This window comes from Streptomyces sp. NPDC020917, from assembly GCF_044333795.1.
GTDB lineage: Bacteria > Actinomycetota > Actinomycetes > Streptomycetales > Streptomycetaceae > Actinacidiphila.
On the sequence record NZ_JBIRRR010000008.1, the window covers coordinates 62847 to 80407 of the forward strand.

A 17561-nucleotide genomic window follows, 5' to 3' on the forward strand; every position below is an offset into this window, starting at 1 on the left:
CCGTTCCGTCAGTTCCGCGCGTCGGTCAGCGCGCGACCCCGTCGTAACCCACGACGTCCTGCGGGCCGCGAGGACCCGGGCCGATATACCGTGCCGACGGCCTGACCAGGCGCCCGGTCCGCTTCTGCTCCAGGATGTGCGCCGACCAGCCGGCGGTGCGGGCGCAGGTGAACATCGCGGTGAACATGTGCGCCGGCACCTGGGCGAAGTCCAGCATGATCGCGGCCCAGAACTCGACGTTCGTGGCCAGCACGCGGTCGGGCCGGCGGGCGTGCAGCTCGGCCAGCGCGGCCTTCTCCAGCGCCTCGGCCACCTCGTAGCGCGGGGCGCCCAGCTCGCGCGCGGTGCGCCGCAGCACCCGGGCGCGCGGGTCCTCGGCCCGGTAGACGCGGTGCCCGAAGCCCATCAGGCGCTCACCGCGGTCCAGCGCCGCCTTCACATAGCCCTCGGCGTCGCCGGTGCGCTCAATCTCCTCGATCATGCCCAGGACGCGCGACGGGGCACCGCCGTGCAGCGGTCCCGACATCGCGCCGACCGCCCCGGACAGCGCGGCGGCCACGTCCGCACCGGTCGAGGCGATGACCCGCGCGGTGAACGTGGACGCGTTCATGCCGTGCTCGGCGGCCGACGTCCAGTAGGCGTCAACGGCCGCGATGTGCTTGGGGTCGGGCTCGCCGCGCCAGCGGATCATGAAGCGCTCGGTGATCGTCTGGGCCTTGTCGATCTCGCGCTGCGGCACCATCGGCAGCCCCTGGCCGCGCGCGGACTGGGCGACGTACGACAGCGCCATGACGGCCGCGCGGGCGAGACCGTCCCTGGCCTCGGCCTCGTCGATGTCCAGCAGCGGTTTGAGGCCCCAGACCGGGGCGAGCATGGCCAGCGCCGACTGGACGTCGACGCGGATGTCCCCGGAGTGCACCGGGATCGGGAACGGCTCGGCGGGCGGCAGCCCGGGATTGAACTTCCCGTCGACCAGCAGGCCCCACACGTTCCCGAAGCTCACCTTCCCGACGAGCTCCTCGATGTCGACCCCGCGGTAGCGAAGCGAGCCGCCCTCCTTGTCCGGCTCGGCGATCTCGGTCTCGAACGCGACGACTCCTTCGAGTCCCGGCACGAAGTCGGACATGGGGCGGCTCCTCTGGGCTGTCGTGATCTCGACGATCCCTGTGGGTTGGGTGCTGTCTCCGGTCCCGGGCCGCCTGGTGGGCGGTCGCCCCCGATCCCGCGGGAGGGGCCGGACCGCCCATTGTCTCGACAGGGGGACACCACGGTAAGGGTGAGTTGCCGCACATCCCCGGGCCCTGGCGCGGCCCGGGAGCGCGTTCCTGCAAGATGTGCGGGTGCGAGAACCACAAGAGGTGCGCGACGACGACCCCGCGGTGATGCGCAAGCAGTACCGCGCCGCCGGACTGGTCGAGGCCGACCTGGCCGATGACCCGTACGAGCAGTTCGCCCGCTGGTTCGCCGACGCCGTCCGCGCCACGGGCAGCGGCGCCCTCACCGAGCCCAACGCCATGGTGGTCTCCACCGTCGGGGAGGACGGCGTCCCCAGCTCCCGCACCGTGCTGCTCAAGGGGTACGACCAGCGCGGATTCGTGTTCTTCAGCAACTACGGGTCGCGCAAGGGACGGGAAATCGCCGCGAACCCCCACGTGGCGCTGCTGTTCCCCTGGCACCCCATCGCCCGCCAGGTGATCGTCTCGGGGCGGGCGCACCGCGTCCCCGAGGAGGAGACCGCGGCCTACTTCCACAGCCGGCCGCACGGTTCGCAGCTCGGCGCGTGGTCGAGCCGGCAGTCCAGCGTTGTCGCCTCCCGCGCCGAGCTGGAGGAGCGCTACGCCGAGGTCGCCGCTCGCTGGCCCGAGGGCACCCAGGTGCCGGTGCCGCCCTACTGGGGCGGATTCCGGGTCGAGCCGGCCGCCGTCGAGTTCTGGCAGGGGCGCGAGAACCGGTTGCACGACCGGCTGCGGTACGTGCTGGGGGACGGCGACACCTGGACGGTCGAACGCCTCGCGCCCTGACAAAGGGGGCGGCCAGGACAGGGGTCGCAGGAACCTCGCGCCCTGGGAGCGGGAAAACGAACGACCCGCGGGCTGCTCCCCGGAGCCGGGTGGCTCCGGGCACCGGCCGGACAATTCCGACGAGCCCGCGGGTCGGGTGAACTGCGTGGGATTGGCGCGCAACGCGCACGCCGGGTGCGCGGTGCTAGCCCGCAGTCACCTCACGTGTCCGAGTGCAACTCATGCTTCAGACCACCTCCCTTCGTGTGTGCTGCAACCCTAAGAAGAGATGCGGAATCAGACAAGGGATTTATGGGAACCAGGTGTGATGTGGCCCACACAAGAGTTGAATAGTGAGACGTGCAGCCTTCCGACGCGCAACCCAAAAGCGACGAGCAACTGCTCGCGGCACTGCTCGACGGGATGGAAGCGGGCCTGTGCGCTTTCGACCGCGACGGCGTGATCACCCACTGGAACGCCGAGGCCGCCCGGATACTGGGCTGGAGCGCCGGTGACGCGATCGGCAGGCACGGGTTCGGCGGCTGGGCCGCCCGCAGTGCCGACGCCAAGGAGGCGGAACGCCGCCTGCTGGCGGTGATGGAGGCCCCCGGGCGCCAGGTCAACGAGTTCGCGCTGCTGACCAAGGACGGCCGCCGGGTCCTCGTGCGGACCCAGTCCGCAGCTGTGGCCGGTGACGACGGCCGGCCCACCGGCGTCTACTGCGCCTTCTCCGAGGTGCACGCACAGATCGACCTGGAGCGCTCCATCGCCCTCAGCGAGGCGCTCTTCTCCGACGCCACCTGGGGCGTCGTCCTCATCGACGCGGACCTGCGCCCGGCGGTCGCCAACTCCAAGGCCGGCCAGATGCTCGGCACCGGACGCGACGCGCTCCTGGGCCGCCCCCTCGGCGACCTGCTCGACCTGGGCGCGGAGGAGCTGGAGAGCGCCCTTCAGCACGTCCTGGCCGAAGGCGCGCCCCCCGGTGTCACCGACATGTGGGTCAAGCCCCGGGCGGGCGAGGCCGGCGGGCGCCGCTGCTGGCGCAGCGGGTTCGTGCGCCTCGGGTCGCCGCTCGGCGAGGAACCCGTGCCCCTGGGTGTCGGCTGGCTGTTCAGCGACGTCACCCGGCAGAAGAACGTCGAGCAGCAGAACGCCCAGGTGCGCTTCCGCTACCAGCAGCTGCACCGCGCCGACCGGGCCGCGGGCGAATGCGAGGACCCGGTCGAGGCCGCCACCCTGCACCTGGACTTCGCACTCGCCGGATTCGCCGACCACGCCCTGGTGGACGTGCTGGGCGACCGGGGACGTCCGGTCAGGCTCGCCGCCAGCCCCGGCGGCGAGCCGGGTCAGCCCGGCCCCTGCCAGGCGGTGCCGGACAACGTCCTGCCGGTCGGGTACGGGACCGGCCACCCGGTGCTGCAGGCCCTGCACCGGCTCGGCACCGTGCGCACGACCTTCACCCCGCCCGGCGGGGGAGAGCCGGGCCCGCGGTCGCGGATCGACGCGTGGGCGGCGGCGCGGCTGTGGCCCGCGGGCACGGTGCACGGCCTGGCCGCGGTGCTGCGGAGCCGGGGGCGCACGGTCGGAGCCGTCACCTTCCTGCGCGGACCCGGGCGCAGGCAGTTCGACCAGGCCGACGCGGTGTACGCGGAGGACGTCGCCTCACGGGTGGCCGCGGCCCTGGACCTGGCCGGCCTGGGCGGGCCCGTCGGCGGGCCGGAGAGCGGCCCGGCGGACGACGGAACGCCGGACGCCGGGGAGTCGGACACCGCGAGGGGCGGCGAGGGCCTCGACGGCGCCTAGATCCGGCCGACGGCCGGGCCGCCCGACCCGTGCGAGGGCGAGGACCTCAGTGCCGGAAGAAGATCCGGTCCCGGTACTCCTCGAAGATGCGGCCGTTCCACTCGTGGCCGCCGTCCACGTTGCCCGAGCGGATCATGGGCGGCGTGATGCCCCGGTCGGCCAGGTCCGCGGCCGCCGTGGCCATCACGGCCTGCATGAGCGCGCTGGTGACCACCGTGGACGCGGGGGCGAAGGGCGCGGGGATCGCGTCGTTCACCAGCTCGCCGTCGCCGACCGCGATCTTGGAGTCCAGGACGATGTGGCAGTGGTCCTTCAGGAAGGTGCCGGACGCGTGCCGGGAGCGCGTCTCCTTCGCATAGGCCACGGATGTCACGGCGATCACGGTCATGCCCAGGGCCCGGGCGTTCTGGGCCATCTCGATGGGCAGCGTGTTGCGGCCGGACAGGGAGATCACGAAGAGCACGTCGCCGCTGCGGGCCGGGCTGGTGTCCAGTGCCGCACCGGCCAGGCCCTCCACCCGCTCCAGCGCGCTGCCCAGGGTGGCGGGCATGACGTCGACGCCGACGACTCCGGGGACGGCGAGCAGGTTGATCAGCGCCAGCCCGCCCGCCCGGTACACCACGTCCTGTGCCGGGAGCGAGGAGTGGCCGGCGCCGAAGACGAACACCCGGTTGCCGCCCGCGATGGCGTCGGCCACCGCGGTCGCCGCGGCGCCGATGCCGGCCCGCTCCTCGTTGCGCACCCGCTGCAGCAGTGCGACGGCCGCGTCGAAGTACCGGTCGGACAGGTGCTCGGAGGAGGGCTCAGTCATGCGGATCACCGTGGTGCCAGGGCGCTCCCGGTGTCAAGAAATGCGGTGGCGGACGTCCGGCACTGCCGCGCCGGGAACGGTTGTCGGTGCGATGCGTCAGAATTGGGCTCAGGGCCACGCACGATTTACACGAGGGGCGCGATGTCCGGACTGATCGACACGACGGAGATGTATCTCCGCACCATCCTGGAACTGGAGGAGGAGGGTGTGGTCCCCATGCGCGCCCGAATCGCCGAGCGGCTCGACCAGAGCGGCCCGACGGTCTCCCAGACGGTGGCGCGGATGGAACGCGACGGGCTGCTGCACGTCGCAGGCGACCGGCACCTGGAGCTGACCGAGGAGGGCCGGCGCACAGCCACCCGCGTGATGCGCAAGCACCGCATCGCCGAGTGCCTGCTGGTCGACGTGATCGGCCTCGAATGGGAGCAGGTGCACGCCGAGGCCTGCCGCTGGGAGCACGTGATGAGCGAGGCGGTGGAGCGGCGGGTCCTGGAACTGCTGCAGCACCCCACCGAGTCGCCGTACGGCAACCCGATCCCGGGCCTGGAGGAACTGGGCGAGAAGGGGGAGGCCGACCCCTTCCTGGAGGAGGGCATGGTCAGCCTCACCGAGCTGCGGCCCGGCGATGCGGGCGCCAGCGTGGTCGTCCGCAGGATCGGCGAGCCGATCCAGACCGACGCGCAGATCATGTACACGCTGCGGCGGGCCGGCGTGCAGCCGGGCGCCGTCGTCAGCGTGACCGAGGCACCCGGCGGGGTGCTGGTGGGCAGTGGCGGCGAGGCCGCCGAACTCGACGCGGAGATCGCCTCGCACGTCTTCGTCGCCAAGAACTGACCCCCGCGGGCCTGAGGCCCCGCACGCAGCGGTACAGCAGCAGTACAGCAGTGTCTGCATCTGGCCCCGGCGCCGCCTGGCGGCGCCGGGGCCTTCCCCTCCCCGGTGCCCCTCCCCAGAGGTTCCCCGCAAAGGACTCAGGACCCCGAGCTTCCCGAGTGCCTCTCCGCGACCCGCTTCCCCTTCGCGTCGCGTCCCGCAGAAGATCTCCCCTCGGCTCGGGCCGGCAATCCTTGAGCGCTGTCACTCGAACGAGCGGTGTTGGCCGCGTGACCCTCTTGTTCGAATAAAAGTTCGATAGCGTGTGCCTCGAAGGGAGGTGCGGCAGATGATCAAGCGACACGAGGTGACGGGTGCGGGCGGCGTACGGCTCGCGGCCTGGGAGTATGCGGCTGCGGACGCCCCGGAGCCGGCCGAGGACGCGGGGGTGCACGGCCGCCCCGGCGTGCTCCTGCTGCACGGCCTGCTGGGCCGCGCCTCGCACTGGGCGGCCACCGCCCGCAGGCTGTCACCGCGGTACCGGGCGATCGCCCTCGACCAGCGCGGCCACGGCCGCAGCGGCCGGCCGGCCGGCCCCTACACCCCCGACGCGTACGCGGCGGACGCCCTCGCGACCGTCGAACAACTGGGCCTCGGGCCGGCGATCATCGTCGGCCACTCGATGGGCGCGCTCACCGCATGGCAGTGCGCCGCCGCCAGGCCCGACCTCGTGGCGGCCGTCGTCATCTGCGACATGCGCGCCGCGGCGCTCGGCGAGGCGGGCCAGCGGGAGTGGGCGGACTGGCTGGCGGCCTGGCCCGCGCCGTTCGCCACCCTCGGCGACGCCCGCCGCTGGTTCTCCGCGCTCGATCCCTGGTCGCAGGCGGCGAGCCCCGTCAGAGGCGAGTTCTTCGCCGAGACCCTGGAGGAGCGCGAGGACGGCTGGCACCCGCTGCACGCTCCCGAGCACCTGCTGGCCTCCCGCGAGCCGTGGATACGCGACGCCCACTGGGACGAACTCGCCCAGGTCGGCTGTCCGACGCTCGTGATCCGCGGGCTCGACGGCGAACTCGGCCGTGCCGAGGCGCAGGAGATGGTCCGGGTCCTGCCGCGCGGGCACTACGCGGAGATCGCGGACGCCGGACACCTCGTGCCCTGGGACCAGCCCGAGGCGTGGTACCGCGAGGTCGAGGGGTTCCTGCGGACGGTGGAGTCGCAGCGGCGGGCGTCCTGCTCGGCGCAGAGCGGCTGACCGGCGGCCGAGCGGTCCTGGCGGTGCGTCAGGACGCGCGGGAGCCGTAGTCGGGCGACGCCAGCCGGCGCGGGTAGTAACCCGGATTGGGCCCCTGCGCCGGGCTTGGGGTGCCCGCCAGTCGGTGCCGCTCCCCGCTGACCGTGGCCCGCACGATGGTGAACACCAGCAGCAGGAAGGCCGTGCCGACCACGCCGGGCAGCACGGGGGAGCCGTGCGTGCGGTCGCCGAGCGCGGGCGCGGCGAGCCCCGTCGGGTCCTGGGTGACGGTGACGTGCTCGCCGACCGACGGACGGCCGCAGCGGATCTCGCGGCCCACGTAACCGCCGCCGTCCAGCCGGACCCGGCACGCGTCCCAGGAGGTGCGGAGCGTCGTGCGGTGGGTGACCTCGGCGATGGTGCCGTGCGACACCTCGCCGCGCGCCGCGTACACCGCGTTCGCCACGGCGAATCCGCCCGCGAACATGCAGAACAGCAGCAGAAGGAAACCGGAGAGGACCTGGCCCATGGAACCGTGCAGCCAGTACAGCATCAGCATCAGCGTGACCGACGCGACGACCACCACCACGGCCACGCCCACCACCGCGAACGCCCCCGCGTACGTCGCGTGCGCCCAGCCCGCCGCCATCGCGGCCGTGGCCACCAGCGTGACCAGGAGCGTGACGGCGCAACGGGCCCATGCCGCCCCGCGGGTCGGCGACCCGATCCGGCCCGCCTCCCAGACGCGGGCGAATCCGGTGGGGCGCGCCGCCTCCTCGGACGGCGGGGTGGATGCCATCAGCTCGCCGCCCCCGGGACGCCGCCGGGCGCCGCCGACGCAGCACCGTCACCGGCCGTCGCGTCGGTGTCGTCGTCATCGAAGCTGATGGTGCGCAGGACGGCCATCGTCATCTCGCTGAACTCGCCCCAGTAGTCGACGGCCGCGGTGTCCATGGTGAACACGGCCGTGTACGGGCCGGTGGGGAAGGGCACGTAGACCTGCACCTGGCCCATGTGGAACTTCGCCTCCTCACCGGTGGCGGTCAGTTCCGGGCTGATGGTGATCTGACGCAGTGTCACGCAGGAGACCGCGGGCCCGCAGGGCAGGTCGATCCAGCGGGCGTCGTTGTTCTCGTCGCGGACGAGGATCTCGCGGATGCCGGTGGCGGCCACCTCGACCGACGGGTGGTCGGACTCGACCGCGCCGACGGTGAACGAGCAGTGGGCGACGCCCTCGGGGATGGAGAACAGGCCCATCGCCGCGTAGGCCAGGCCCTGCGCGGCCATGGTCTCGCCGAGCGCCGCGTAGTACGGGGCGGCGGGCGTCCACAGGTCGTCGTTGCCGTTCGGGTACAGCTCGCGGACGAACACCTCGGCCAGCAGGGCGCGTTCCTCGGCTGTGACGGCGATCGGCAGCGCGTAGAAGGACTCCGGGACCTCGAAGCCCAGCGGGGGTACGTCGGGGAGTTGTATCGCCTGGGTCTGCGCGGCGTCCTGGGCCTGCGGGACGTCTCTCGGAGCCGGGGGGTCCTGGAGCGTGTCGGAAGGAGGAGTGGTCATCGCTGTGCTCGCCTAGAGGTCGCCGGGCTGGGGTCGCGCCGGCTCGCCGGTCTCGCCCATGAGGATGGAATGGGTTTCGAACAGGCCCTTGCCCACCTTGGCCGGCACCTGGGCCTCGACGAGGATCACGCCGCTCGGCAGCCGGAAGCAGCGCGGAGCCTGGGCGTTCGCCGGCAGCTCGGCGACGAAACGCGCCACGCGCTCGCGCTGGCCGGGCGTGAGCTCTGAGTCGGGCAGCAGCCGGCGCTGGTCGGCCAGCAGCCCGGCGAACTTGCGGGCGTCGCCGGTCGCCAGCCGGACCCAGGACGCGTCGGAGAACCGGATCCGCACGTCGTGACCGCCCTCGCTGAAGGCCAGCTGCTCGGCGCCCGCCACGGCGTCGCGCGGTGCCTCCCACAGCACCTCCGCGGAGGCGGTCATGTCGGACCCGACGCCGAGCAGCACCAGGCGCCGCTCGGTGACCACGGCGTCGACCCGGTACCGGTGGGGTCGGCGGCCCGGGTCCAGCTGCCAGGGCAGCGTGCGGGCACGGGAGCCGGGGGCGGCCCACATGACGGGGAAGTCCTCCGACTCGTTGGCCGGGTCCTCCGGCGCCGACCGCGACGGGTTGCCGCCCACCGTGACGGAGTTCCCGCCGACCACGGCTTCCACGGCGACGCGGACGGCCGTGAACACGCCGCTGAGGATGCCGCCGCCGACCCGGTCCACGTTCTGGGTGGTCCTGCTCTTCAGAGTGAACACCGGGCCCTCCGGCCAGCCGGACAGCTCGCCCTGGATGTCGTGCCGTTCGGTGTCCCGGAACCAGCGCGATCCGGCCACCGGCAGGGCGTAGCCGGTGGCGAAGAGGATCGGCGTGCGCAACAGGGTGGATTCGTCCGCGTCCGGGAACCAGTCCATCGTTCTGCGGCCTTTCGGTGGGACGTCTGGGGGTCGGCGGCTGGCGTCAGCCTATGTCAGTGCGCGGTGGCCGCCTGGTCGAAGCGGTCTCCCAGGTGAACGGCCTCGCCGATGTGCTGGGGGATCGAGTAGATCTTGGGCGCGATCTTGAGGGCGCCGTCGATGCCGCGCCCGAGGTTGCTCATCGCGTCGATGGCCACCCGGCCACCGGTGACGAGCTTGATGCCCTTCGTGCCGATCAACTGGCCGCCGTGGTAGATCTGCTCGGAGACCAGCTGCATGCGGTTCATCAGCTTGCCGTCCGAGACGATCTTCCCGGCGTACTTCAGGCCGCCCAGCTCGAGGGTCTTGCCGAACAGTTTGACCTGCTTGGCGCCGGCCACGAAGTCGCCCGACAGGCCCACGAAGTTGCGGCCGAGGGTGCCCACCCCGCGGAACCCCTCGCCCAGTTCTGCGGCCCGTCCGGCGGCGATCGCACCGTCGGCGACCTTGGCGCCCTTGGAGAACGCGCCGATGCCCGGGATCGCGCCCAGCGCGTCGAAGCCGATGCTCATCCAGCTGACGTCGGCGCCGGCCAGCTTGGCGACCAGGTGCGTGATCAGGGCAGCGGCACTGGTGACCACCGCCGCGGCCGCGAAGATGGCGCCGAGCGGCTCGAAGGGGGCGGTGAGGATGGCCAGCAGGCCCAGGATGCCGCTGAGGTCGCTGAGGAGGTCGCCGATGAGCTTGATGAGGTCGGCGTGGTCCTTGACCCATTGGACGGTGTCGTTCCAGGCGTTCTCGACGCCGTGCACGATGCGGCTGAACAGGCCGGGCTTGTCCGGGGCGATGTCGCCGGCCTTGTCCAGGTCGTGGCTGATGGTCGTGGCGGCGTTGGTGTAGCGGGTGTGCAGTTCGTCGGCGCGGTTGCGGACGCCGTTGAGGGCGTCGGTGGCGTCCGTGACGTCCTGCTGCTTCTTCTTGGCGTCGGCGGCGGCCTGGGGATCGGGGTTGGGCGAGGCCTCGGGGGAGGGGTGGGGGGTGGTGTGGTCGGCGGGTATGCCGGCGGCGGTCTTGGCGTGGTCCAGGGTGCCCTGCTTGGTGGCCGCTTCGCGTTCCAGGGCGTCGGCTTCGGACTGGAAGCCGGCGAGCTGGTCGGCCCAGCGGGACAGCGCGTCGGAGGCGCGGCCGAAGGAGTCGTGGGCCTTCTTGATCAGGGGGGTGACGTCGTGGTCGATGTGGGAGACGAAGGCCTTGGCGGCCTCCCCCTTCCAGTAGCCGCACTCGATGCGGTCCAGTTCGGTGACGGTGGTGGTCAGCTCGTTGTGCAGGTCGCCGATCTGGCGGGCCAGCGACCGGGTGCGGTCCACATCGCCGGGCGTGGGATCGAACCCCAGGTGAGGGAAGCTACGCGTCACGGCGGTTCACTTCTTCCCTGCGGTCTTCAGGGAGTTGGCGAGCTGCAGGTCGGCGTCGTCGAACGTCTTGCCGATCTGGTCGATCATGTGGACCGCACTGTCGGCGTGCTGGCCTATCTGCTTGATGCCGTAGTGCCAGTCGTCCGCGAAGTCGTGCACGTCGTCGATGAGTTTCGGTGCGCCGACGGATTCGCCGTTGGCGTTGCCCATCGCCCGGCTCACCCCGTCCATGCGGTCGGCGATGGTGGAGAAGGTCTTTCTCAGATCCCCCATCACCGTTCCGTTGATCTGCAGGTCCCCCATGAGGAATCCGTCCTTTCCCGGCATTTGCCCAGGTCGCATGGCCCGTGGCGGAATCAGGTGCCCCTACTCTATGGGGCATCCCCGGCGCTACCCCACGCTCCGGTCGTCACGGTCCTGCGACAGCTGCTGCACAGGGCCATTCGCGCGGCGCATCCGCCGCCGACCTGCTGGTAACTTGCGGTTCGCTGGATCCACTTCACGCTTTGGGGGAACACAGATGCGTTGCCGAAGTCGTACAGGTGCAGGAGCAGGGATCGCGGCGGCCGTGGTCGCCGCCACGCTGGCGCTGAGCGGGTGCAGCAGCGACAGCGGCAGCCAGGGCAAGAAGTCACCGAGCGCGAGCGCCTCATCGGCGGACCAGCCCGCGCCGAGTGCCACCACGAGCGGGGCGGCGCCCGCCACCGCGTCGGCGTCGGCGACCACGAGCGGCGACGCGCAGAGCGTCGAAGGCGTGTGGCTGGCCACCGACGGCGGTACCAAGGTCCAACTCGTCCTCGGCAAGGGCAAGGCGGGGCTGACCAGCTCCAGCCTGTGCGGCGGGTCCTACAGCGGCAAGAACGACATCGCGCTCACGCTGACCTGCATGGACGGCAACAAGGAGCGCACCTCCGGCCACGGCGCCCTGAACGCCGACGGCAACACGCTCACCGTGCAGTGGACCGGCGGGCCCACCGACACGTTCTCCCGCACCGGACTGCCCAGCAACTGACCGGCGGTCCGTCGGCCGGCTGACCCCCTGGCCCGACGGTCCGCACGACGCTTCCGTACGGCGGCGGGCGCACCCACCGGCGCCGGCCGGCCGGAACCGGACACCGCAGGACTCCACGGCCGCACGACTTCACGACCCCAGGACTCCACGACCGCACGACCGGACGCGCCCCGACCCGGCGCCCACCGGGTCGTGCGCGGTCCGGGACGTGGGCCTCTGACGAGCCGGCGCCAACCGGGCGACGACCCGGCGCCGACCGGACGCCTGCCGGAGGACGATCCCCAGCAGGCCCCCCGATCCGCTGCCTCAGTCCGCCAGCGGCACGGTCACCGTCTTCGGCTCGCCGTCGCCCAGGTGCAGCAGGGCGCGGCCCGGCGTCACCTGGCCGCCGACGCTGCTGCGGCTGAGCCGGGTACCGATCAGATCGCCGCTCATCGCCTGCTGCGGCGACAGCAGCACGCCCCGGCGGGCCTTCTTGGCATCCACCTGCCAGCCGGAGAAGCCGGAGCAGATGTCCTCCTCGCCGCCGGCCAGGACCAGCGCCCGGCCGTGGTCGGAGCCGCGGGCGATGATGTCCTTGAGGATGTCCCTCGCGTCGCACTCCTTGAGCAGCTCGGCGTCGTCCACCAGGACCACCACCGGGCTGCCCTCGGCCTCCTCCAGTGCCTTGGACAGCTCGTCCGCGGGGATGTCGCTGTCGGTGAAGGTGCGCAGCACGCCCGGGGCGCCGGCCAGTTCGCGCAGCGGCGACGGCCGCGGGGTGGCGATGACCAGCTTGACGCCCTGCTGCTGGTAGCTGCGGGCCAGCGTCATCAGCAGCGTGGAGCGGCCGGACTTGCCGGGCCCGCCGATGACGAACGCCGGCAGCCCGTCGGCCAGGTTCGGCCCGTAGCCGGTGAGTTCGTCGCCGCCGACGCCGACCAGGGCCCACAGCGGGTTGCGGGCCGCGTCGGGGTCGCGCATCTCCCAGGCGTCGGCGAACGACAGCCGGGACGGGAGCACGTCCACCCGGAACGGCCGGCGGGCGCGCGGCAGTCCGGCGTCCCTGGCCGTCGCCGCCTCGCCGATCGCGGCGAGAGCCGCGGCCTGGCCCTGGCCGGTGACGTCGCCCTCGAGCATCGCGACCTGCAGCTCGATGCCGGACTCCGAGCGGTACGCCCGGCCCGGCTGGATCTCCTCGGGCACCTTGCGCGGGTTGACCGAGATGAGCGAGAAGTCCCCGCGGTCCGCGAGCCGGAAGGCGATCTTGTCCTCGGTGAGGGTGGAGATGCGGCCGGCCATCAGCGTCCGGTCACCGCTGATGATCAGGTGGATGCCGACCGACGCGCCCTCGCGCAGGAACGTGAAGATCTCGTCGGTGAGCGCGCCGTGGTCCAGTTCGCCGAGCGACGGCGTGAAGCCCTCCCAGCGGTCGAGCAGCACGACGATGTGCGGCAGCCGCTCCTCCTCGGTGGCCGCGGCCGAGCGCTGCTCGCCGATGTCCGCGAAGCCGTCGGCGGCCAGCAGCTCCTGGCGGCGGGTCATCTCCGCCTTGAGCCGGCCCATCAGGCGGATGGCCCGCTCCGACTGGGAGCGGCCCACCACGGCGCCGCAGTGCGGCAGCCGGGTCAGCGCGTTCAACGCGCCGTTGCCGCAGTCGATGCCGTACAGGTGCAGGTCGGCGGTGGACAGCGTGTTGGCCAGGGAGCCGGCGATGGTGCGCAGCAGCTGCGAGCGTCCCGAGCGCGGCGCGCCCGCGGCCAGCAGGTGCCCGAAGGAGTGGAAGTCGATGGCGACGGGCCGGCGGGCCTGCAGGGCCGGCAGGTCCTCGACGCCGTAGGGCGCGGCAGGCAGCGAGCCGAGCGGGGCCGGCACCGGCAGCTCGCTCAGCTGCAGCGAGTCCGGGAGGGCGGGCAGCCACGGGCTGTGCTGGGAGGGGATGCCCATCCGCTCGTTGGCCGCGCAGATCGCCTCGACCAGCACCTTCAGGTCGGTGATCTCGTCCTCCTCGCCCTTCGCCCCGGCCGGGCGCTGCGGGGCGCTGCGGCCCAGCTGCGCCCAGTCGACGACGCCCACCCACGGCGCCACCGAGACGTTCTCCACCGCGCCGGGGCGCCGGCCGCCGACGCGGCCGGACTGGAACGGCACCAGGGACGTGGCGCCGAGCCGCACAAAGGCGCGGCCGGGCGTCGACTTGGAGATGTTCCCCGCGTCGGGAGCGTCGATGACGTCGGACGACTCGCTGCCGTCGGTGACGCGCAGGGCTATGCGCAGGTTGGTGTTGGCCCGGATCTCGGGGGACACCACGCCGCTCGGGCGCTGCGTGGCCAGGATCAGGTGGATGCCCAGGGAACGGCCTCGCTGGGCGATGTTGACCAGACCGGTGACGAAGTCGGGCAGTTCGCGGACCATCGAGGCGAACTCGTCGATGACGATGAGCAGCCGGGGCATCGGCTTGAGCTCGGGCATCCGCTTGAGGAGGTCGGTGTAGTCCTCGATGTCCTTGGCGCCGGCCTCGGCCAGGATGTGCTCGCGGCGCTTCAGCTCGGCGCCCAGGGACTCCAGGGCGCGCTCGACCAGGTGCGCGTCGAGGTCGGTGACCATGCCGACGGTGTGCGGCAGCTGGACGCAGTCCTTGAACGCGGAACCGCCCTTGTAGTCGACGAGGACGAAGGTCATCGCCTCGGGCGTGTTCGCCACGGCCAGGGAGGCCACGATGGTCTGCAGCAGCTCCGACTTACCGGAACCGGTGGTACCGGCGATCAGGCCGTGCGGGCCGTCCTTGCGGATGTCGATCGCGAACGGGCCGTCGTAGGACTCGCCGACCACCGCCTGGGTGGAGATCGGGCTCATCCGCCAGCGGGCGGTGATCGCGTCCTCGGTGGGCGGCTCGAGTTCCAGGACGTCGAGCAGGCGGCTCGCCCCCGGGATCGCGGAGTCCTCGGCGTCGCCGCTGATGTCGCGGATGGGGGACAGGCAGCGCGCGAGCCGGGCGCACCACGCGGGGGACACCAGGTCGGGGCGGACCTTGCGGATCCGGGCCGAGCCCGCCTGCTCCACCCGCAGCCGGAAGGCGCCGAACGCGGGCTCCGCCTGGACCGCCTGGGCCTGCTGGGCGCCGGCGTACCAGGCGTTGACGGACGGGAAGCCGCCCTGCGGGCCGACGCCCGCGCCGGCCTGCGACACCGAGGCGACCGGCGCGGGCTCCGCGGCCTGCTGCTCGAACTCGGCGATGACCACGGCCTGGCACTCGCCGGGCAGGAACCGCTCCTCGGAGTCCAGGCAGATCAGGAACATCCCGACACCCGGTCCCTCGCGCAGCAGTTGGACCACGCCCGGCATGGCCCGCAGGCGCCGCGAGCCGTCCAGGATCACCACGATGTCCGGGTCCTTGAAGAACGCCGCGTGGTTGGCGGCGGCGCCCGCCTTCTGCTTGGCCTTCTGCCGGCCGTCCAGGATGGAGCCGAGTTCGGCGATACGGGCCGCGACGGTCTCCGCGTCGGTGCCCATCAGCGCGCTGGCGTCCTGGCCGTCGGTGGGACGGGAATGCGGCAGCCACCGCACCCAGTCCCAACTCTCCTGGCCCGCCTGCTCGGTGAGGACGTAGAACTGCACGTCCATCGGGCTGCTGAGTGTGGCGGCCTGGGCGACCGCCCACCGGCCCATCGCGCGGGCGCCGTCGCCGGGAGCGGCGAAGCCGATCACGCCGAGCCGGCGCAGCTCCACCGCGACCGGGGCGTCGTCGATCTCCCAGGTGACCTTGCGCCGGTGCTCCTCCTGCTCCGGGTCGTCCAGGACGACCTCGGACGGGAGCCTGGCCGTGCCGACGCGGATCAGCAGGTGGTCCCCGTCGCCGCGCCGCCGCTCCCACAGCCGGGTGCGCGGACCGGTCGCGGTGTTGAGCACGGTCGCCGGATCGGGTGACGCGGCCGCGCGGTCCTTCCGCTCCAGATCCAGGGCCGTGTTGGCGTCGTTCTCGATGCCTTCCTTGCGTTCGCGGTACTCGGTGACGGTCTTCGCGAACGACTTGCGGCCGTTCTTCTTGTCCATGAAGTAGTTGCCCACCATGACGATGGGGCTGACGACCGCCATGATCAGGTACGTCATGCGGTGCATCATGAACGCCATGGAGACGGCCATGACCAGCGGCATCAGCGCCATCAGCCAGGGCAACGGCCGCGCGTTGGGCTCCTTCGGCGGGCCGGGCAGCCGGAAGTGGGTCTCCCGCTCCGGCGGCGAGAGGCGCGGCGGGCGGTTGTACTCGTAGGTCGCGCCGTCCTCGCCCGGATGCAGGGCCGCGTTGGGCGGGGTATAGGGGCCGAGCTCCAGCAGGCTGTTGCCGAGGGCGAGTTGGTCGCCGAGCGGCCACTCCTTCGTCTCGCCGCCGACGGTGACCTGGCAGGTGCCGCCCATGCCGACGGTGAGGACCGCGGCGCGGTCGGCGAGTTCGGAGTCGTCGATGCGGATCCGGGCCGACGGGCCGCGGCCGATCTCGACCCGGCCGATGCCGAGGCGGTGCACGCCGCCGGCGTCCGGGCCGCCGGCCACGCGCAGTTCGACCACGCCGGCCGGCTCGCCCGGCAGGCAGCCCGCCGGGTCGTAGAGGCTGACGACCGCGCCCTCGCGCAACGGTGACTGCGCGACCGACCAGTTGGGGTCGACCGCGTACCCGTCCACGTACACCGCGGGTGAGCCGGGCATGCGGGCGGCGCCGCCGGCGATGGAGATGATCTCCGCGCCGCCACCGCCCACCTTCTGCCCGAGCGCCCGCGCTACTTCGGAGACGGTCGACGCCGGATCGGTGTCGACCACTACATCGGCGCGGTCCCCGCCGAGCGGGTCGACCACGGTCAACGACAGACGCACGGCGTTCCTCGTTCCCCCGGTATTCGGCTTGGTTGTTAAGGACGATAACGGCTGCGGGCGGCTCGTGGGATGGCAGGTGCTCCGCCTGTGGATAACTTGCACGTGTTTATCCACAGGGCGGTAATCGGGCTGGACACCGGCCCGGTCAGAGGTGGCACAGTGGTATCAAGCCGGACCAAAGAGGGGCGGATGGGGCGGGAGTTGCTCAGCGAAACGTGAGATGCACATGTCATCTCAGCCGTTCCGTTCTGTTGCAAGGCTGTGAGTGGGTTGTCACGGGACGCGCCTTGAGGGCGTTTGTAAGGCGCTGATAGCGTGCGGTGACTTGACATCGGCCAGCGGACGTCGCCGGACAGGAGCGCGACGATCTCTCCCCACGCAACCGATATCGACAAGTAGCACGCCGGCTCGACGGGGGCAGTGACGTGAAGACCAGGGAACGATCCGCTGCGGGCGGCGGCGGCAGTCGCCGCGCGGTTCCTGCACCGACGCACGGCGCGCCGGTAGGCGGAGATCGGCTGCCCATGGCGCCGCGCGAGCGCAAGCCCGCGCTCGCCGCGCTGGCCGTGCTGCTCATCCTCGTCGGCGCCCTCGGCGCGACCGTGATGGTCATGCGCGCGGGGAACAAGATCGAGGTCGTCGTGATCAACGACAACATCGCCGCCGGCCAGCCGATTCCCATGTCGGCCCTCAAGGACGTCGAGATCTCCGACGTCAAGGGCATCCAGTTCATCCGGTGGGGCCAGCGCAACGACCTCACCAAGAACTACCGCGCCGCCACCAACCTGATGCCCGGCACCGTGCTCACCCTCAACCAGCTCACCAAGGGCCAGAACGGCCTGACGTCCGGCAAGTCCATCGTCGGACTCTCGCTGAAGGACGGCCAGTTCCCCGACGGTCTCAAGGCCGGCGACACCGTCGCCGCGTACCGCGTGGGCAACGACGTCTCCAAGAGCACCTCCAGCTCCAGCGACGGCAGCAGCGGTGACTCGCTGGGCGGCGACACCTCGCTCATCAGCGGCAGCGTGATCGTGCAGAACGTGAAGGGCTCCTCGAGCGACTTCAGTTCGGGCAACACCTCCGTCAAGGTGCTCGTCGACTCCAGCGTCGCGGGCAAGCTGACGATCGCCGCCTCGGCGGGCGACGTCGCCCTCGTGCTCGTCTCCGGCAAGAACTGAAGCAAGCAGGCGCA

General features: G+C 72.1%; 14 protein-coding genes. 6 read left to right on the forward strand and 8 right to left on the reverse strand.

Annotated features, from left to right (window positions below; all coding sequences use genetic code 11):
* Positions 1–25: 25 nt before the first annotated feature.
* A complete protein-coding gene (locus ACH4TG_RS19145) occupies positions 26–1126 on the reverse strand; it encodes a citrate synthase 2 (protein WP_398243526.1) in 1101 nt (366 codons plus the stop codon).
* A gap of 256 nt (positions 1127–1382) precedes the next feature.
* Here ACH4TG_RS19145 and pdxH point away from each other — a divergent pair, with 256 nt between their 5' ends.
* A complete protein-coding gene (pdxH, locus tag ACH4TG_RS19150) occupies positions 1383–2021 on the forward strand; it encodes a pyridoxamine 5'-phosphate oxidase (protein WP_398243778.1) in 639 nt (212 codons plus the stop codon).
* A gap of 339 nt (positions 2022–2360) precedes the next feature.
* On the forward strand, positions 2361–3803 hold the full coding sequence (locus ACH4TG_RS19155) for a PAS domain-containing protein (protein WP_398243527.1): 1443 nt from the start codon (positions 2361–2363) through the stop codon (positions 3801–3803).
* 46 nt (positions 3804–3849) lie between these two features.
* On the opposite strand, the gene ACH4TG_RS19160 is transcribed toward ACH4TG_RS19155, so the two are convergent.
* Positions 3850–4614: an SIS domain-containing protein gene (locus ACH4TG_RS19160; RefSeq protein WP_398243528.1), complete on the reverse strand. Its 765-nt coding sequence runs from the start codon at positions 4612–4614 to the stop codon at positions 3850–3852.
* A 141-nt stretch (positions 4615–4755) separates the two neighbouring features.
* Here ACH4TG_RS19160 and ACH4TG_RS19165 point away from each other — a divergent pair, with 141 nt between their 5' ends.
* Entirely contained in the window at positions 4756–5448 is a 693-nt protein-coding gene (locus tag ACH4TG_RS19165; RefSeq protein WP_398243529.1) for a metal-dependent transcriptional regulator, read from the forward strand.
* Positions 5449–5776: 328 nt separating this feature from the next.
* Positions 5777–6679 (forward strand): alpha/beta fold hydrolase, encoded by a 903-nt coding sequence (locus ACH4TG_RS19170; protein ID WP_398243530.1) that lies wholly within the window; start codon positions 5777–5779, stop codon positions 6677–6679.
* 28 nt (positions 6680–6707) lie between these two features.
* Here ACH4TG_RS19170 and ACH4TG_RS19175 read toward each other — a convergent pair whose 3' ends face one another.
* The 5 genes from ACH4TG_RS19175 to ACH4TG_RS19195 are packed head-to-tail and all read right to left on the reverse strand — an operon-like array spanning position 6708 to position 10815.
* Positions 6708–7457 carry a hypothetical protein gene (locus ACH4TG_RS19175; protein ID WP_398243531.1) on the reverse strand — a complete coding sequence of 250 codons (750 nt, stop codon included), beginning with the start codon at positions 7455–7457 and terminating at the stop codon, positions 6708–6710.
* Positions 7457–8218: a hypothetical protein gene (locus ACH4TG_RS19180; RefSeq protein ID WP_398243532.1), complete on the reverse strand. Its 762-nt coding sequence runs from the start codon at positions 8216–8218 to the stop codon at positions 7457–7459. The genes ACH4TG_RS19175 and ACH4TG_RS19180 overlap by 1 nt, the downstream gene beginning before the upstream one ends.
* Before the next feature lie 12 nt (positions 8219–8230).
* Positions 8231–9115, reverse strand: a complete 885-nt coding sequence (locus ACH4TG_RS19185) for a hypothetical protein (RefSeq protein ID WP_398243533.1) — start codon at positions 9113–9115, stop codon at positions 8231–8233.
* A 56-nt stretch (positions 9116–9171) separates the two neighbouring features.
* Positions 9172–10512, reverse strand: a complete 1341-nt coding sequence (locus tag ACH4TG_RS19190; RefSeq protein WP_398243534.1) for a putative T7SS-secreted protein — start codon at positions 10510–10512, stop codon at positions 9172–9174.
* A gap of 6 nt (positions 10513–10518) precedes the next feature.
* Positions 10519–10815 (reverse strand): hypothetical protein, encoded by a 297-nt coding sequence (locus ACH4TG_RS19195; RefSeq protein WP_398243535.1) that lies wholly within the window; start codon positions 10813–10815, stop codon positions 10519–10521.
* Positions 10816–11080: 265 nt separating this feature from the next.
* Here ACH4TG_RS19195 and ACH4TG_RS19200 point away from each other — a divergent pair, with 265 nt between their 5' ends.
* On the forward strand, positions 11081–11524 hold the full coding sequence (locus tag ACH4TG_RS19200; protein ID WP_398243536.1) for a hypothetical protein: 444 nt from the start codon (positions 11081–11083) through the stop codon (positions 11522–11524).
* A 306-nt stretch (positions 11525–11830) separates the two neighbouring features.
* Here the strand turns inward: ACH4TG_RS19200 and ACH4TG_RS19205 are convergent, their stop codons facing one another.
* Complete coding sequence (locus ACH4TG_RS19205; RefSeq protein WP_398243537.1) at positions 11831–16369, reverse strand: FtsK/SpoIIIE domain-containing protein; 4539 nt, start codon at positions 16367–16369, stop codon at positions 11831–11833.
* 524 nt (positions 16370–16893) lie between these two features.
* Here ACH4TG_RS19205 and ACH4TG_RS19210 point away from each other — a divergent pair.
* On the forward strand, positions 16894–17547 hold the full coding sequence (locus tag ACH4TG_RS19210) for a hypothetical protein (protein ID WP_398243538.1): 654 nt from the start codon (positions 16894–16896) through the stop codon (positions 17545–17547).
* Positions 17548–17561: the final 14 nt, after the last annotated feature.

Bases quoted from the DNA above. Each gene is read 5' to 3' on its own strand.
- ACH4TG_RS19145 (WP_398243526.1), bottom strand. From the start codon at position 1,126: ATGTCCGACTTCGTGCCGGGACTCGAAGGAGTCGTCGCGTTCGAGACC.
- pdxH (WP_398243778.1), top strand. From the start codon at position 1,383: ATGCGCAAGCAGTACCGCGCCGCCGGACTGGTCGAGGCCGACCTGGCC.
- ACH4TG_RS19160 (WP_398243528.1), bottom strand. From the start codon at position 4,614: ATGACTGAGCCCTCCTCCGAGCACCTGTCCGACCGGTACTTCGACGCG.
- ACH4TG_RS19165 (WP_398243529.1), top strand. From the start codon at position 4,756: ATGTCCGGACTGATCGACACGACGGAGATGTATCTCCGCACCATCCTG.
- ACH4TG_RS19170 (WP_398243530.1), top strand. From the start codon at position 5,777: ATGATCAAGCGACACGAGGTGACGGGTGCGGGCGGCGTACGGCTCGCG.
- ACH4TG_RS19175 (WP_398243531.1), bottom strand. From the start codon at position 7,457: ATGGCATCCACCCCGCCGTCCGAGGAGGCGGCGCGCCCCACCGGATTC.
- ACH4TG_RS19180 (WP_398243532.1), bottom strand. From the start codon at position 8,218: ATGACCACTCCTCCTTCCGACACGCTCCAGGACCCCCCGGCTCCGAGA.
- ACH4TG_RS19185 (WP_398243533.1), bottom strand. From the start codon at position 9,115: ATGGACTGGTTCCCGGACGCGGACGAATCCACCCTGTTGCGCACGCCG.
- ACH4TG_RS19195 (WP_398243535.1), bottom strand. From the start codon at position 10,815: ATGGGGGACCTGCAGATCAACGGAACGGTGATGGGGGATCTGAGAAAG.
- ACH4TG_RS19210 (WP_398243538.1), top strand. From the start codon at position 16,894: ATGGCGCCGCGCGAGCGCAAGCCCGCGCTCGCCGCGCTGGCCGTGCTG.